This window comes from Streptomyces sp. NPDC046887 (assembly GCF_040644755.1).
In the GTDB taxonomy this organism is placed as follows: Bacteria; Actinomycetota; Actinomycetes; order Streptomycetales; family Streptomycetaceae; genus Streptomyces; species Streptomyces lichenis.
In genome coordinates, this window is sequence record NZ_JBEYXH010000003.1 from 155001 (window position 1) to 169363 (window position 14363).

The 14363-nt window shown below is 73.9% G+C and carries 11 protein-coding genes; 4 read left to right on the plus strand and 7 right to left on the minus strand.

From position 1 onward, the window contains the following. Window positions 1-51: 51 nt before the first annotated feature. The 3 genes from ABZ945_RS05415 to ABZ945_RS05425 form a co-directional block, all read right to left on the minus strand. A complete protein-coding gene (locus ABZ945_RS05415) occupies window positions 52-696 on the minus strand; it encodes a PadR family transcriptional regulator (protein WP_361264223.1) in 645 nt (214 codons plus the stop codon). 108 nt (window positions 697-804) lie between these two features. Further along, a complete protein-coding gene (locus ABZ945_RS05420) occupies window positions 805-1719 on the minus strand; it encodes a hypothetical protein (protein ID WP_361264226.1) in 915 nt (304 codons plus the stop codon). Window positions 1720-2621: 902 nt separating this feature from the next. Continuing rightward, window positions 2622-4289, minus strand: coding sequence for a protein kinase (locus ABZ945_RS05425; protein WP_361264229.1), 1668 nt, complete (start codon window positions 4287-4289; stop codon window positions 2622-2624). Window positions 4290-4789: 500 nt separating this feature from the next. Between ABZ945_RS05425 and ABZ945_RS05430 the strand changes: the two genes are divergently transcribed. After that, window positions 4790-6487, plus strand: coding sequence for a protein kinase (locus ABZ945_RS05430; RefSeq protein WP_361264233.1), 1698 nt, complete (start codon window positions 4790-4792; stop codon window positions 6485-6487). Window positions 6488-6504: 17 nt separating this feature from the next. Here the strand turns inward: ABZ945_RS05430 and ABZ945_RS05435 are convergent, their stop codons facing one another. From ABZ945_RS05435 to ABZ945_RS05445, 3 genes are all read right to left on the minus strand, one after another. Next, window positions 6505-7818, minus strand: a complete 1314-nt coding sequence (locus ABZ945_RS05435) for a phosphotransferase (protein ID WP_361264236.1) — start codon at window positions 7816-7818, stop codon at window positions 6505-6507. Window positions 7819-7960: 142 nt separating this feature from the next. Beyond that, window positions 7961-8404 (minus strand): pyridoxamine 5'-phosphate oxidase family protein, encoded by a 444-nt coding sequence (locus ABZ945_RS05440; RefSeq protein ID WP_361264239.1) that lies wholly within the window; start codon window positions 8402-8404, stop codon window positions 7961-7963. Window positions 8405-8467: 63 nt separating this feature from the next. Next, entirely contained in the window at window positions 8468-9145 is a 678-nt protein-coding gene (locus ABZ945_RS05445; RefSeq protein WP_361264242.1) for a response regulator transcription factor, read from the minus strand. A gap of 341 nt (window positions 9146-9486) precedes the next feature. Here ABZ945_RS05445 and pdhA point away from each other — a divergent pair, with 341 nt between their 5' ends. The 3 genes from pdhA to ABZ945_RS05460 are packed head-to-tail and all read left to right on the plus strand — an operon-like array spanning window position 9487 to window position 13102. Beyond that, a complete protein-coding gene (gene pdhA / locus ABZ945_RS05450; RefSeq protein WP_248631404.1) occupies window positions 9487-10659 on the plus strand; it encodes a pyruvate dehydrogenase (acetyl-transferring) E1 component subunit alpha in 1173 nt (390 codons plus the stop codon). A gap of 1 nt (window position 10660) precedes the next feature. Further along, complete coding sequence (locus tag ABZ945_RS05455) at window positions 10661-11641, plus strand: alpha-ketoacid dehydrogenase subunit beta (RefSeq protein WP_361264246.1); 981 nt, start codon at window positions 10661-10663, stop codon at window positions 11639-11641. A 15-nt stretch (window positions 11642-11656) separates the two neighbouring features. Beyond that, the gene (locus tag ABZ945_RS05460; RefSeq protein WP_361264249.1) at window positions 11657-13102 is read left to right on the plus strand and encodes a dihydrolipoamide acetyltransferase family protein; all 1446 of its coding nucleotides are present in this window, start codon (window positions 11657-11659) and stop codon (window positions 13100-13102) included. 93 nt (window positions 13103-13195) lie between these two features. Here the strand turns inward: ABZ945_RS05460 and ABZ945_RS05465 are convergent, their stop codons facing one another. Continuing rightward, window positions 13196-14128, minus strand: coding sequence for a serine hydrolase (locus ABZ945_RS05465; RefSeq protein ID WP_361264658.1), 933 nt, complete (start codon window positions 14126-14128; stop codon window positions 13196-13198). Window positions 14129-14363: the final 235 nt, after the last annotated feature.

Here is a 14363-nt window from a genome sequence, read left to right on the forward strand (position 1 = left end):
GGCCCGGGCGGCCGGTGTGGCGGAGGTACGGGTGGGTGGCGGTGGTGCCGGTCAGGTGCGGCGGCGGCCTGCGCGGGGGCGGGCCGTCCCGGCGACCGGGTCCGGGGGTGGTATGGCGTCCGCGCTACGGGGCGGCGGCGCGGCGGCCGAGGCGGCGGCGATCCGGATGAGCCGGGCCTCGCAGTGGTCCAGCCAGCGAGCCTCCGCCTCGGTCTGGAAGATCAGCTGCTCCAGGACCAGCAGCCAGGCCACGTCGTCCCGCTCCTGCGACCGGCCGCTCTCCAGGGCGTCGAGGGCGCGGGCCTTGAGCCGGGTGTAGTCCTGCATCGCCCGCACGGTGTGGCGACGCTGGGACTGGATCACCTCCCGGATGTCCACGCCCGGTGCGCCGACCGCCATGGCCAGCTTGATCGCCAGTTCGTCGCGGGCCGGGCTGGTGCGGTCCACCGGCTGGGCGTACCAGCTGCGCAGCTCGTCCCTGCCGGTGTCGGTGATGGCGTAGAGGGCGTGGCCGGCGTCGTCCTCGCCGCCCTGCGCGACCAGTCCGTCGCGCTCCAGCCGGCTGAGGGTCGTGTAGACCTGGCCGACGTTGAGCGGCCAGGTGGCACCGGTGCGGGACTCGAACTCCGAGCGGAGCTGAGAGCCGTACCGGGGCCCGAGTTCGAGCAGGGCCAGCAGCCCGTGGCGGATCGACATACTCAGTATGTATACCGGGTATGCTGGAGCCGACAAGCGACCTCAGAGGGATCCCGGGCGTCCGTCCTGAGGGGGACCCGGGCGGTACGGGAGGCCGGGGCGGCCGGGTCAGCGGCGCCGGATGCGCAGCCCCAGGAAGCCCAGTCCGAGCCCCATCATGGCCAGCCCGACCCCCAGTGTCAGTACGGGAATCTGCTGGTCAGGAGTGGTGTCCGCGGTCCGGACCGGGGATTCCCAGGCGGCGGCCGGCGGGGTGCGGCGCGGTTCGGACGTGGCGGCGGACTCCGTCTCGGGTACCGCCTCTCCGTGCGTCCGGGGGCGCCGTACGGGCTCGGGCGCTGTTTCCGTTTCGGTACGAACGGACTCCTCGCGGCTCTCCTCCGGGTCCTGGTCGTCCCGCGGCGGGTCGGGGCGCCCGGGGCGGGGCCGCCCCTCGCCGGCGTGCCGCCCGGCCAGTGACGGGCTGGGGCGCGCGGCCCCGCCCCCGCCGCCCTGGCCGGCGGTGGAGGGGGAGGTGGACGGCGAGCCGGTGACGGGTGCGGGGGCCGCCGGGGGGCGGCGTCCGGGGGTGACCGAGGGGCCGGGGGTGCCGTCGGCGGGGGCGGGGCGGTCGGCGCCGGGGCCGCCGGTCGGCCGCCTGCCGTGGCCGGCGGCCGGGCCCCAGCCGCGCCACGGTTCGGCGCCGCCGGCCCAGGGGGCGCCGTCCTCCGGGCCCCAGCGCCGCCAGGGGGCCGTCCCGCCGCCGTGCTGGGCCGAGCCGGAGGTACGGTCGGGTCCGGAGCCGGAGGTACGGTCGGGGCCGCTCTCGTCCGCGTCGTCCGCGTCGCCGCCGGGCCCGTCCCCGGGCCGTATGCCCTCGGGGGCGCGCCCGGGAGCCGGTCCGGTCGTCGGTCCCGAGGACCGGGCGGCCGAGGGGCCGGCGGACTCGCGTGCCTGGGCGGGCCGCTCGGTGCCCGCGCCGCAGGTGGTCAGCGCCAGGGCCGCGATGACCACCGCGCACCGTGAGCCGCGTCTTGGAGCCACCGGGTGACCCCCTCCCGTGCCGGGCTGCCGAGGAGCCGTACGACGGACTGAGAACGGACTCAGCGTCACACGCCCCCCGCCGCACGGCATCCCGGAGACGCCGTACGCCCCCCGGCAGGGGGAACGGGACCCGGCGGCGCGCCGGCGGGGAGGCCGGGCCCGGGGGCGAGGGGGCCCGGTCGCGAGGGAGCCGCCTCTGCGGGCCGGGAGCCGTCCCGGGCCAGCGCACCGGGCACATGCCAGGCCCGAGCCGCCCCCGCGGGAAGGGAGCCGGACCCGGCGGGGCCCATGGCCTGCGGCCCCCCACGGGCCGCGGATGTCGGCCTCGCGGGCTCGCGTTCGGTGGCCGGGCCCTGCGGGGCCGGGTGCCTTGGAGCCGGTGGTTCGGAGCTCGGGAGACCGCCCCGAGGGGGACGGGACCCGGGGGCGCGCCGGCGGGAAGGCCGGGCCCGGGGGCGAGGGGGCCCGGTCGTGAGGGGCGCCGCCCTCAGGCGCAGTGGCGCCCAGGGAAACCGGTCGTCCCGGTCAGCCACAGGCGCCCTGAACCCCCGCGGCGGAGGCGGTCGACGAGGCGGGCACGGAGGTCACCGGCCCCCGGGGCCCGGCCGGCGGGCACCGAGGTCACCGGCCCCCGGGCCCGACCGGCAGGTACCGAGGTCACTGGGCCCAGTCGGCGGGCACCGAGGTCACGGGCCCCCGGGGCCCGGCCGGCGGGCATCGAGGTCACCGGCCCTCGGGCCCGGCCGGCAGGTACCGAGGTCACTGGGCCCGGCCGGTGGGCACGGAGGTCACCGGCGCCTGGGCCCGACCGAAGACCGGGTTCCCGGGAAGCCGGACCCGGTCGTCGGGCGCGCGGGGCCGGAGGAGGGGCCGGTTTTCACGAGAGGGCCGGTGGCTGGGGCCTACTCCTCCGGGTTGTCGCCTGTCGCGATGGTGATCTGGAAGGTCTGGTCGCTGGGGTCGACGGCGGTGCCGGAGAGGGGGAACTGGGAGATGACCTGGCCCTCCGCGTAGCGGGGGTCGTCGGTCTCCTTCTCGTCGATCCTCCAGCCGGCGGCCTGGAGGCATTCCTTCACGGACAGGATGTCCTTGTAGCGGAAGTCGGGGGCCTGGACCTTCTCCGGGTCGTTGTAGTCCTCGCGGGCGTCGGAGCAGACGGTGGCCTTCATGGTGCGGTGGCGCTCGGGGGGCCGGTGCTCGGCGGACTGGGAGGAGGTGTCCGCGGACGGGGTGGTGCCGCCGGCTCCCGGGGTGCCCGGGTCGTCGCCCTTGTGCATGCTCAGCGCCGTCACCGTGCCGATCACCGCGATCAGGACCACCGCGGCCGCGCCGATGAGGAGGGGGGTGTTCCGCCTCTTGGGGGGAGTGGGAAGGGGAGTGGGGGCGGGGGCCGGGTGGTAGGAGGCGGGGGCCGGGCCGGGGGTGGGGTAGGCCGGGGGCTGGTGCTGGGGGTAGCCGTAGGCGGGCGCGGGGGTGGGGACGCCGTAGCTGTGCGGGGCGGGGCCCGGCTGGTACGGCGTCTGGACGCTGTGCGGGGCGGGCGCCGGGGTGCCCTGGTCCACCGGCGGGAAGACCGCCGAGCCGACGCCCGAGCCGCTGGCGGCCTGCGGGGCGTTCGGCACGATGGAGGGCGCCGCGGTGTGCCCGGCCGACAGCGCGGACAGCAGCCGCAGGCACTCGTCGCGCATGGCGGCGGCGCTGGGGAAGCGCTCGTTCGGGTTCTTCTTCAGCGCGCGGGCCACCAGCGCGTCCACGGCCGGGGTGACCGCGCGGTTGATGGAGGACGGCGCGGCCGGCTCCTCCTGCACATGGGCGTAGGCGATGGCCAGCGGCGAGTCCGCCTCGAACGGCAGCCGCCCGGTCAGCAGCTGGAAGAGCATGATGCCGACCGAGTACAGGTCGGAGCGGGCGTCCACGCCCCGGCCGAGCGCCTGCTCGGGGGAGAGGTACTGCGGGGTGCCGACCACCATGCCGGTCTGGGTCATCGAGGTGACCCCGGACTGCATGGCGCGGGCGATGCCGAAGTCCATCACCTTGATGACGCCGCGCTTGGTCATCATCACGTTGCCCGGCTTGATGTCCCGGTGGACCAGGCCCATCTCGTGGCTGGTCTCCAGCGCGGCCAGCACGTCCGCGGTGACCTTCAGCGCCTTGTCGGCGGGCATCGCCCCGTACTGCCGGACGTCCTCGGCGAGCACCGAGCCGAGCGGCCGCCCCTCCACGTACTCCATGACGATGTACGGCATGACGGAGCCGTCGGGGACGGAGCCGCCGAAGCGGACGGTGTCCTCGCCGGTGTCGAAGACCGAGACGATGTTGGTGTGCTGGAGCTTGGCGACCGCCTGCGCCTCCCGGCGGAAGCGCTCACGGAAGGAGGCCTCCCGGCCCAGCTCGGTGTGGAGGGTCTTGATCGCGACCTGGCGGTCCAGCGCGGTGTCGTAGGCCAGGTAGACGGAGGCCATGCCGCCCTCGCCCAGCAGGTCCCGCAGCTGGTAGCGGCCGCCGGCCACCGAGCCGCCCGCGTACCGCCCCTGTGCGCCGTCGCGGCCGTGTGCGCCGTCCTGGCTCATCTCTTCGTGACTCCCCCGTCGCGCGGGCCTGGCCGCGGCGCGTTGCCTGGTGACGTCGGTTACTCCGGTGATGCCGGTGAGACCGGTGACGCCGATGTCCGTGGTGCTCCGGTGCCTTCTCTTACGGGGGTCAGTCTGCCCCAGGGCGCGGGCACGTCAAGCGGCGGTGCCCGTTCCGTGACCGTACGCGCCAGGAGCGTCGCGGAACGGTTACCGGACCCGGACCGCACCGCCATGGAAGCGGCGGACAATTTGCACAGGCGTACGCGGAAGCGCTTGGATGGCCGGTCAATCCCGGACCGGCGCGGCGCGTGGAGGCTGTAGCGTGGCGTGTCGGAGTACCCGGCGCTCCACCCGGTACGCGCCGCACCAGGACGGCATACCCGGTAAGCGCACCCGCACCGCGCCGGCCACTCCGTGAAGACCCGCACCACCCCATTGAAGACACGGCGGCACCCCGCACGCGCGAAGCAAGCGGACAGAAACGACGGCGAGGACTGATGGCATCCGATTCCGAGGCACGTGGCGGCGGGATGTCGGACTCTTCGGACTGGGGCGTCGGCGGACTCGTCGGGGACGGCCGTTACCGGCTGACGCACCGGCTGGGTCGCGGCGGCATGGCGGAGGTCTTCGCCGCGGAGGACGTACGGCTCGGCCGCACCGTGGCCGTGAAGCTGCTCCGCGCGGACCTCGCCGAGGACCCGGTGTCCAAGGCGCGCTTCACCCGTGAGGCGCAGTCCGTCGCCGGGCTGAATCACCACGCCATCGTCGCGGTCTACGACTCCGGCGAGGACGTGGTCGGCGGCCAGTCCGTGCCGTACATCGTGATGGAGCTGGTCGAGGGCCGCACCATCCGCGACCTGCTGATCGACGCGGAGGCCCCGCCGCCGGAGCAGGCGCTGATCATCGTCTCCGGGGTGCTGGAGGCGCTCGCCTACTCCCACCAGCACGGCATCGTGCACCGCGACATCAAGCCGGCCAACGTGATCATCACGCACGGCGGCGCGGTCAAGGTGATGGACTTCGGTATCGCCCGGGCGCTGCACGGGGCGCAGTCCACGATGACCCAGACCGGCATGGTCATGGGCACCCCGCAGTACCTCTCGCCCGAGCAGGCGCTCGGCAAGGCCGTGGACCACCGCTCCGACCTGTACGCCACCGGCTGCCTGCTGTACGAGCTGCTGGCGCTGCGGCCGCCGTTCACCGGGGAGACCCCGCTGTCGGTGGTCTACCAGCACGTCCAGGACACCCCCGTGCCGCCGTCCGAGGTCTCCGACGTGGCGCCGCCGGAGCTGGACGGGCTGGCGATGCGCGCCCTGGCGAAGGACCCGGACGACCGGTTCCAGAGCGCCGAGGAGATGCGCGGGCTGGTCCAGTACGGGCTGTCGATGCTCCAGCAGCAGGGCAGCCACACCGGCACCTGGAACACCGGCGCGGTCACCCTGCACGAGGGCGACCGCACCCGGGTCATCGGCGGCGCGGACATGTACCCGGCCCATGAGGGCACCGCCCAGCAGCAGGTCCTGCCGCCGCGCAACCCGGACGACGGCGGGTACGGCTACGACCGCCGGCCGGCCAAGCGGGGCGGCGGCCGCGGCAGGGTGCTGCTCTTCCTGGCGCTGGCGCTGGTGGCGATCGTCGCCGGGGTGGCCTATGCGCTCAACCCCAACGACAAGCCGGACACCCCCAAGGAGAACAAGCCCTCCACGGTCACCGAGGCGCCGAAGCCGAGCGACAAGAAGACGCCCTCCCCGTCGCCGGACAAGTCGGAGAAGTCCGAGGACCCGCAGACCGGCACCACCGGCGGCGGCACCGGTGACGGCAGCGGCAGCGGCGGCTGGAACGACAACGGCAACTCCAACTGGGGCCGCCCCTCCGACCCGGGCACCAAGGACCCGGAGCCGTCCGGCGGCACCCCGTCCGACCCGGGGACGACGACCGACGGCGGGACGGACCAGGGCCAGACCACGGACGGTCAGACGGACCAGGGTCAGACCACGGACGGTCAGACGGACCAGGGTCAGACCACCGACGGTCAGACGGACCAGGGCCAGACCACCGACGGTCAGACGGACCAGGGCCAGACCACCGACGGGACGGCCAACCAGGGCCAGACCACGGACGGGACGGCCAACCAGGGCGCCACGGTGGACGGCACCGCCAATCAGGGTGCCGCCACGGAGGGGGCCACCCCCTGACGCCCGGTTGACGGGTGTCAGGACGTGAAGGCGTCGCGTACCGCTTCGTACTCGCCCGTCCACCACACCGCCAGGGCCGACGCCGCGGGGAACTGCGGGTCGGCCCTGGTGTCGTCCCGCTGGTAGTGCCAGCGCAGTATCCAGAAGTCGTTCAGCCGCTCCCACCAGACCCGGTGCACCGCCGCGGCCAGCTCGGCCGGTCCGGCACCCGCCGAGCGCCGGTAGGCCCGGGCGTAGGCCCGTACCTTCGGCAGGTCCAGGGTGCCTCCGGGCCGTACGAAGAAGATGGCGGCCGCCCGGACCGCCTCCTCCGCGCGGGGCTGCACGCCCAGGCGGTCCCAGTCGATGATCGCGGCCGGCTCGGCGCCCCGGTAGAGCAGGTTCAGCGGATGGAAGTCGCCGTGCACCCAGCCCCCGGCGCAGGCGGGCGGCGGGCGCCGGTGGGCGTGCTCGGCGAGCAGCCGCCGGCGCTCCAGCAGCCGGTACTCGGCCAGCTCGTCGAAGGCGTCCCGGCGCCGCCGGCCGCGGGCCAGGGCGAGCAGTTCGTCGATGAGGCGGAGGCTCTGCTCCGGGTCGGCGGCGGCCGTACGGTCCACCGCCGGTCGGTACGCGGTGCCCCGGTCGGCGGCCGTACGGACCGCAGCCGGTCGGTACGCGGTGTCCCGGTCGGCAGCCGTGCGGCCCGTGGCCGTCCGATCCGCCGCCGCCCGGCCCGGAGCCGCCCGGCCCGGAGCCGTCCGGATGGCGGTCGTCCGGTCCGCGGCCTCCCGGTCCGCAGACCCCCGCCCCGCAGCTCCCCGGCCCGCAGCCTCCCGGTGTGCGGCCGCCCGGTCCGCGGCCGCGCCGCCCGCCGCCGTCCGCTCGCCGCCGCCGTCGGGGTCGGCCCCCGGCCCCTCGGTGACCGCCATGACCTGCTCCAGGGCGGTGTGGACCAGCCCGAGGAGCGCGCCGAGGCGGCGGGAGCCGGCCGCGGTGAGCTGGGCGCCGCCCCGGTGGCTGCCCTCCACCCAGGGGTGCAGCGCGTAGCAGTGGCCGTCGACCAGGGCGACCGTACGGCCCTCACTGTCCGGCAGCGGCGGGGCGACCGGGACGCCGAGGGCGCCCAGCCGTTCGGTGGCCCGGTGCTGGCGGATGATGGTGGCGCGGTCGGCCGTACGGGCGTCCAGATGCTGCTTGAGGAAGTAGGAGCCCCGGCTGGTGGCCAGCCGGTAGCCCCGGTTGAGCAGGCCCTGGGCGACGGGCACGCAGGAGAGCGGTTCACCGGCGTCGGCGTAGCGGCGCAGCAGCGCGTTCACCGGGGGAGCGAGGGGGGTGACAGATGAGCGCGGCACTCGCCATATGTTAGGTGACACTGAGTGTCGGAATGGTCGCTGTGCGCATGCGGGCCGAATTCGCCAGGGGTGGCGTGTGGTGGCGTATCCCGTGAAGGGGGGATATCCGCTGGTGAGTCCCGGTGCGGGTCGGTGTGCGTGGTCAGCCGTCGAAGGTGTGCACGGTGCCGAACTGGGGGTCGATCCGCAGGTACACCGGTTCGTACGGCATTCCGTCCGCCCGACGTGGCGGCGGCCCGAACGGGGCGCCCTCGGCGGCCGCCGGCTCGACCAGCCGCGCGGTGCCGGTGATCTGGGCCGACCAGAGCGCCCGGGCCCCGGAGCCGAGGTTGTCGGAGCCGAGGTTGTCGGCGCCGTAGGCGACCACCCCGCCGTCGCAGGCGCCCAGTCGTCCGAGTGCGCGGTGCAGCCGCAGCAGTACGGCGCCGTCGGTGGTGACCAGATGGCCGGCGGGCGCCATGAAGGGCATCGCCTGCCGGGTCATCGCCAGCCGCCCCCAGCCCGTCCGGCGCAGCAGCGCGAGCGCGTCGGCCAGCCCGTCCGGCGTCGTCGGCGGTCCCTCGGGGTGCGGGGCGGCGGAGTGCATGGTTCCACTGTCGGCGCGCGGGGTCGGACGGCACAGGGGTACGCCGACCCCCGGGGCCGGGACTTAGGTCCCGTGGGTGCCGGAGGCGCGCTCGACCTGGCGGCGGGCGACGAAGGCGGCGGCCTGGCTGCGGCGCTCCATGCCGAGCTTGGCCAGCAGGCTGGAGACGTAGTTCTTGATGGTCTTCTCCGCCAGGTGCAGCCGTTCGCCGATGGCCCGGTTGGTCAGCCCCTCGCCGATCAGCTCCAGGATGCGCCGCTCCTGCTCGGTGAGGGCATCCAGCCGGTCGTCGCCGCGGGGGCGGCCGCCGTCCCGCAGCCGCTCCAGCACCCGGGCGGTGGCCACCGGGTCCAGCAGCGACTTGCCGGCCGCCACATCGCGTACCGCGGCGAGCAGTTCATGGCCGCGGATCGCCTTCAGGACATAACCGGACGCACCCGCCATGATCGCGTCGAAAAGGGCCTCGTCGTCCGCGAAGGAGGTGAGCATCAGGCACTTGACGGAGTCGTCCCGGGAACGGATCTCGCGGCAGACCTCCACCCCGCTGCCGTCCGGCAGCCGGACGTCCAGCACCGCCACGTCCGGACGGGTCGCCGGGATCCTGACCAGCGCGTCCGCCGCCGTGCCGGCCTCGCCGACCACCTCGATACCGGGCTCGACGGTGAGCATTTCATGGACGCCGCGCCGGACGACCTCATGGTCGTCAAGGAGGAAAACCCTGATATTTCCGTCTTCGCGCACGGAATCAGTCTCACATACTCACTCTTCCCATGCCCGGGGTGGGCGGGCTACCGTGCCCGTGTTCCGGCTGCCCGCAAGGCCCTGACCAGTCGTTTGTCCCCCCAGCTCGTCCCACTTGCTCGTTTTACTTGGAAATCCAAGCAAAATTGCAGGTCAAAGGGGGTTTCGCAGGAATGCGCCGTACTGGGTAAGTTGCCTGTGACAGGACTCGCCGGGGCACCTGTCACGCCTGCTTCCCGTCTCCGAGGGCCACCCACCCCGTGTGCCGCGGACGGAAGCGGGCGAGCCGCACTGGCCTTCCCGGCGGACCCCGGGGGCCGGACCGACGGAGGAGCACGCACGTGACCGTGGAAGGCACTGCCGCGCGCAAGCCGCGACGCAGCGTCAAGCGCACCAGCGCGAGCGCGACGAAAGGCCGCGCGGGCGCCCAGGCGCCGGCGACCGAGCCCCAGCTGGTACAGCTGCTGACCCCCGAGGGTGAGCGGGTGACGCACCCCGAGTACGCCATCGACCTCGGGCCCGAGGAGCTGCGCGGGCTGTACCGGGACATGGTGCTGACCCGCCGCTTCGACGCCGAGGCCACCGCCCTGCAGCGCCAGGGCGAGCTGGGCCTGTGGGCCTCGCTGCTCGGCCAGGAGGCCGCCCAGATCGGCTCCGGCCGGGCGCTGCGCGACGACGACTACGTCTTCCCGACCTACCGCGAGCACGGTGTGGCCTGGTGCCGCGGGGTCGACCCGGCCAATCTGCTCGGAATGTTCCGTGGCGTGAACCACGGCGGCTGGGACCCCAACAGCAACAATTTCCACCTGTATACGATCGTCATCGGCTCGCAGACCCTGCACGCCACCGGCTACGCGATGGGCGTGGCCAAGGACGGCGCGGACTCGGCCGTGATCGCGTACTTCGGCGACGGGGCCTCCAGCCAGGGCGACGTGGCCGAGGCGTTCACCTTCTCCGCGGTCTACAACGCCCCGGTGGTCTTCTTCTGCCAGAACAACCAGTGGGCGATCTCCGAGCCGACCGAGCGCCAGACCCGGGTGCCGCTCTACCAGCGCGCCCAGGGCTACGGCTTCCCCGGCGTCCGGGTCGACGGCAACGACGTGCTGGCCTGCCTGGCCGTCACCCGCTGGGCGCTGGAGCGCGCCCGGCGCGGCGAGGGCCCCACCCTGGTCGAGGCGTTCACCTACCGGATGGGCGCCCACACCACCTCCGACGACCCGACCCGCTACCGGCTGGACGACGAGCGGGCGGCCTGGGAGGCCAAGGACCCGATCCTGCGGCTGCGCGCCCTGCTGGAGAAGGAGGGCCACGCGGACGCGGCCTTCTTCGAGGAGCTGGAGGCCGAGTCGGAGACGCTGGGCAAGCGGGTGCGCGAGGCGGTGCGCACCATGCCCGACCCGGACGACATGGCGATGTTCGACCACACGTACGCGGACGGGCACGCGCTCGTCGACGAGGAGCGCGCGCAGTTCGCCGCGTACCAGGCGTCCTTCGCCGACTCCGAGGGGAACTGACATGGCCGTGACGAAAATGCCGCTCGCCAAGGCGCTCAACGAGTCGTTGCGCACCGCCCTGGAGACCGATCCCAAGGTCCTGATCATGGGCGAGGACGTCGGCAAGCTCGGCGGTGTCTTCCGGATCACCGACGGGCTGCAGAAGGACTTCGGCGAGGACCGGGTGATCGACACCCCGCTCGCCGAGTCCGGGATCGTCGGCACCGCGATCGGGCTGGCCCTGCGCGGCTACCGCCCGGTGGTGGAGATCCAGTTCGACGGCTTCGTCTTCCCGGCGTACGACCAGATCGTCACCCAGCTGGCCAAGATGCACGCCCGCGCGCTCGGCACCGTGAAGATGCCGGTCGTGGTCCGCATCCCCTACGGCGGCGGCATCGGCGCGGTGGAGCACCACTCGGAGTCCCCGGAGGCGCTGTTCGCGCATGTCGCCGGGCTGAAGGTGGTCTCCCCGTCGAACTCCTCGGACGGCTACTGGATGCTCCAGCAGGCCATCCAGTCCGACGACCCGGTGATCTTCTTCGAGCCCAAGCGGCGCTACTGGGACAAGGGCGAGGTCGACACCGAGGCCATCCCCGGGGAGCTGCACAAGGCCCGGGTGGCCCGTAGCGGCACCGACCTCACCCTGGCCGCGTACGGCCCGATGGTGAAGGTCTGCCTGGAGGCGGCGGCCGCGGCCGAGGAGGAGGGCCGCTCGATCGAGGTGGTGGACCTGCGCTCGGTCTCCCCGATCGACTTCGACACCATCCAGGCCTCGGTGGAGCGCACCCGGCGGCTGGTCGTGGTGCACGAGGCCCCGGTGTTCTTCGGCTCCGGCGCGGAGATCGCCGCCCGGATCACCGAGCGGTGCTTCTACCACCTGGAGGCCCCGGTGCTGAGGGTCGGCGGCTACCACGCCCCCTATCCGCCGGCGCGGCTGGAGGAGGAGTACCTGCCGGGGCTGGACCGGGTGCTCGACGCCGTCGACCGCGCGCTCGCGTACTGAGAAGGGTTTGCCGACATGACCGACCCGACCCGCTACCGCGAGTTCAAGATGCCCGACGTGGGCGAGGGGCTCACCGAGGCCGAGATCCTCAGCTGGCACGTGAAGCCCGGTGACACCGTCACCGACGGCCAGACCGTGTGCGAGGTGGAGACCGCCAAGGCCGCGGTCGAACTCCCCATCCCCTACGACGGGGTGGTGCACGAGCTGCGCTTCGCCGAGGGGACCACGGTGGACGTCGGCCAGGTGATCATCACCGTGGACGTCGCCCCCGGCACCGCCGAGGAGCAGCCGCAGACCGCCCAGCCGGCCGCCGCGGAGCCCTCCGCGCCGGTCGAGGAGGAGGCCGCGCCCAAGGGCCGCCAGCCCGTGCTGGTCGGCTACGGCGTCGCCGAGTCCTCCACCAAGCGGCGCCCCCGCAAGACCCCGGGCGGTGCCGGTGGTGGTCCCGCCGGTGGATCGCCCGCCGCGGCCGCCGTGCAGCGCGAACTGAACGGCCACGGGGGCGCGGTGGCGGCCCCGGCGACTCCGGCGACCGGTTCCCGGCCGCTGGCCAAGCCGCCGGTGCGCAAGCTCGCCAAGGACCTGGGCATCGACCTGGCCACCGTGGTCCCGACCGGACCCGACGGCATCGTCACCCGCGAGGACGTGCACGCCGCGGCGGCGGCGCCGGTGGCCGCACCCGAGCCCGTCGCCGTACCGTCCGCCGTACCGGCTCCGGTGTCCGCACCGACCCCGGTGGCCGTTCCGGTCGTGGCCGGTGCCCGGGAGACCCGGGTGCCGATCAAGGGCGTACGGAAGGCCACCGCCGCCGCCATGGTCGGCTCGGCCTTCACCGCCCCGCATGTCACCGAGTTCGTCACGGTGGACGTCACCCGCACCATGCGGCTGGTGGAGGAGCTCAAGGGCGACAAGGCGATGGCCGGGCTGCGGGTCAACCCGCTGCTGCTCATCGCCAAGGCGCTGCTGGTCGCGATCCGCCGCAACCCGGAGGTCAACGCCTCCTGGGACGAGGCCGCGCAGGAGATCGTGGTCAAGCACTACGTCAACCTGGGCATCGCCGCCGCCACCCCGCGCGGGCTGATCGTGCCGAACATCAAGGACGCGCACGCCCAGACGCTGCCGGAGCTGGCCGGTTCGCTGGCCGAGCTGGTCGCCACCGCCCGGGAGGGCAAGACCACCCCGGCGGCGATGCAGGGCGGCACGGTGACCATCACCAACGTCGGCGTCTTCGGCGTGGACACCGGTACGCCGATCCTCAACCCGGGCGAGTCCGCGATCCTGGCGGTCGGCGCGATCAAGCTCCAGCCCTGGGTGCACAAGGGCAAGGTGAAGCCCCGTCAGGTCACCACCCTGGCGCTCTCCTTCGACCACCGGCTGGTCGACGGCGAGCTGGGCTCCAAGGTGCTGGCGGACACCGCGGCCGTGCTGGAGCAGCCCAAGCGGCTGTTCACCTGGTCGTAGCGACTGCCGGAACGGCCGAGGGCCCGGACACCCGCTGGTGTCCGGGCCCTCGGCGTACCACCGCCTGCCGGCGGGGCGGTCCTGCCGGGTGGATCAGTCGCGCTGGGCGCCGGCCGGCAGCGGGCGCAGCTTGATCTTCTTGGCGGTGGGCTTGGCCCCGAAGCCGTAGTCGAGCAGCTTGGCCGCGTCGTTGTAGCGGTCCGAGCCGTTGAGCACCACGCCGACATAGGTCTTGGAGCCGCGGGTGGCGGCGAACACCAGGCACGGCCCGGCGGCGGTTCCGGTGCCGGTCTTCATGCCGACGGCGCCCGGGTAGGAGCCGAGCAGCTTGTTGGTGTTGTACCAGGTGTAGGTGCGGGTCTTGCCGGTGGAGGCGGTCGCCGCGGCCTTGTACGAGGTGGCCTTCACGACGTCGCGGAAGGTCTTGTTGTCGAAGGAGTGCCGGGCCAGCTTCGCCAGGTCCTCGGGGGTGGTGACGTTGTTGCCGCCACCGGAGATGCCGTCGAAGGAGTCGAACTTCGTCTTCGCCATCTTCAGCGACTTGGCCTTGGCGTTCATCTGGCCGATGAACTGCTTGGTGCGCTCGGCGCTGGTCTTGCCCTTGCCGAAGGTGTCGGCGAGCGCGTACGCGGCGTCGCAACCGGAGGGCAGCATCAGCCCGGAGAGCAGCTGGCGGACCGTCAGCTTGTCGCCGGTGCGCAGGTCCGCGGTGCTGGCGCCCTCGCGGGTGACGTAGTCGCGGTACGCCTGCTTGACGGTCACCTTGCGGTTGAGGTCGACCTTGGGCGTGGTGAGGACCACGATGGCGGTGGCGATCTTGGTGGTGCTCGCCATCTGCCGCGGGGTCGTCGCGGCCTTGCCGTAGAGGGCCGTGCCGGTGGCCTGGTCGGCCAGGTAGGCGCCCTTGGCCGAGACGGCCGGCGCGGGCCTGGGCGCCGGCTTCGGCGCGGCCGAGGCGGGCGCGGCCAACGGCGAGGCGGTCAGCAGCAGTCCGCCGGCGAGTGCCACGGTGGCCGCGCGGCGCACGGCCTTCGTGGTCACTATCGTCGTGGTCTTCGAGGTCCTTGATGTCACGGGTGGTGCTCCGAGGAGTGGGGGTGATCCGTGGTCAGTCACGGGATGCCATGGGAAGTAGACGCCTCTGGGGCCCGATGGGATGCGCGGGCCGACATCGTTCGCCCGGACGGGTGAACGGCCGCGGGAACGCACGCGCGGGGTGCGGAGGCGCGGGAGCGGGCCGCCCCGGCGGGCCGGCGGCGAG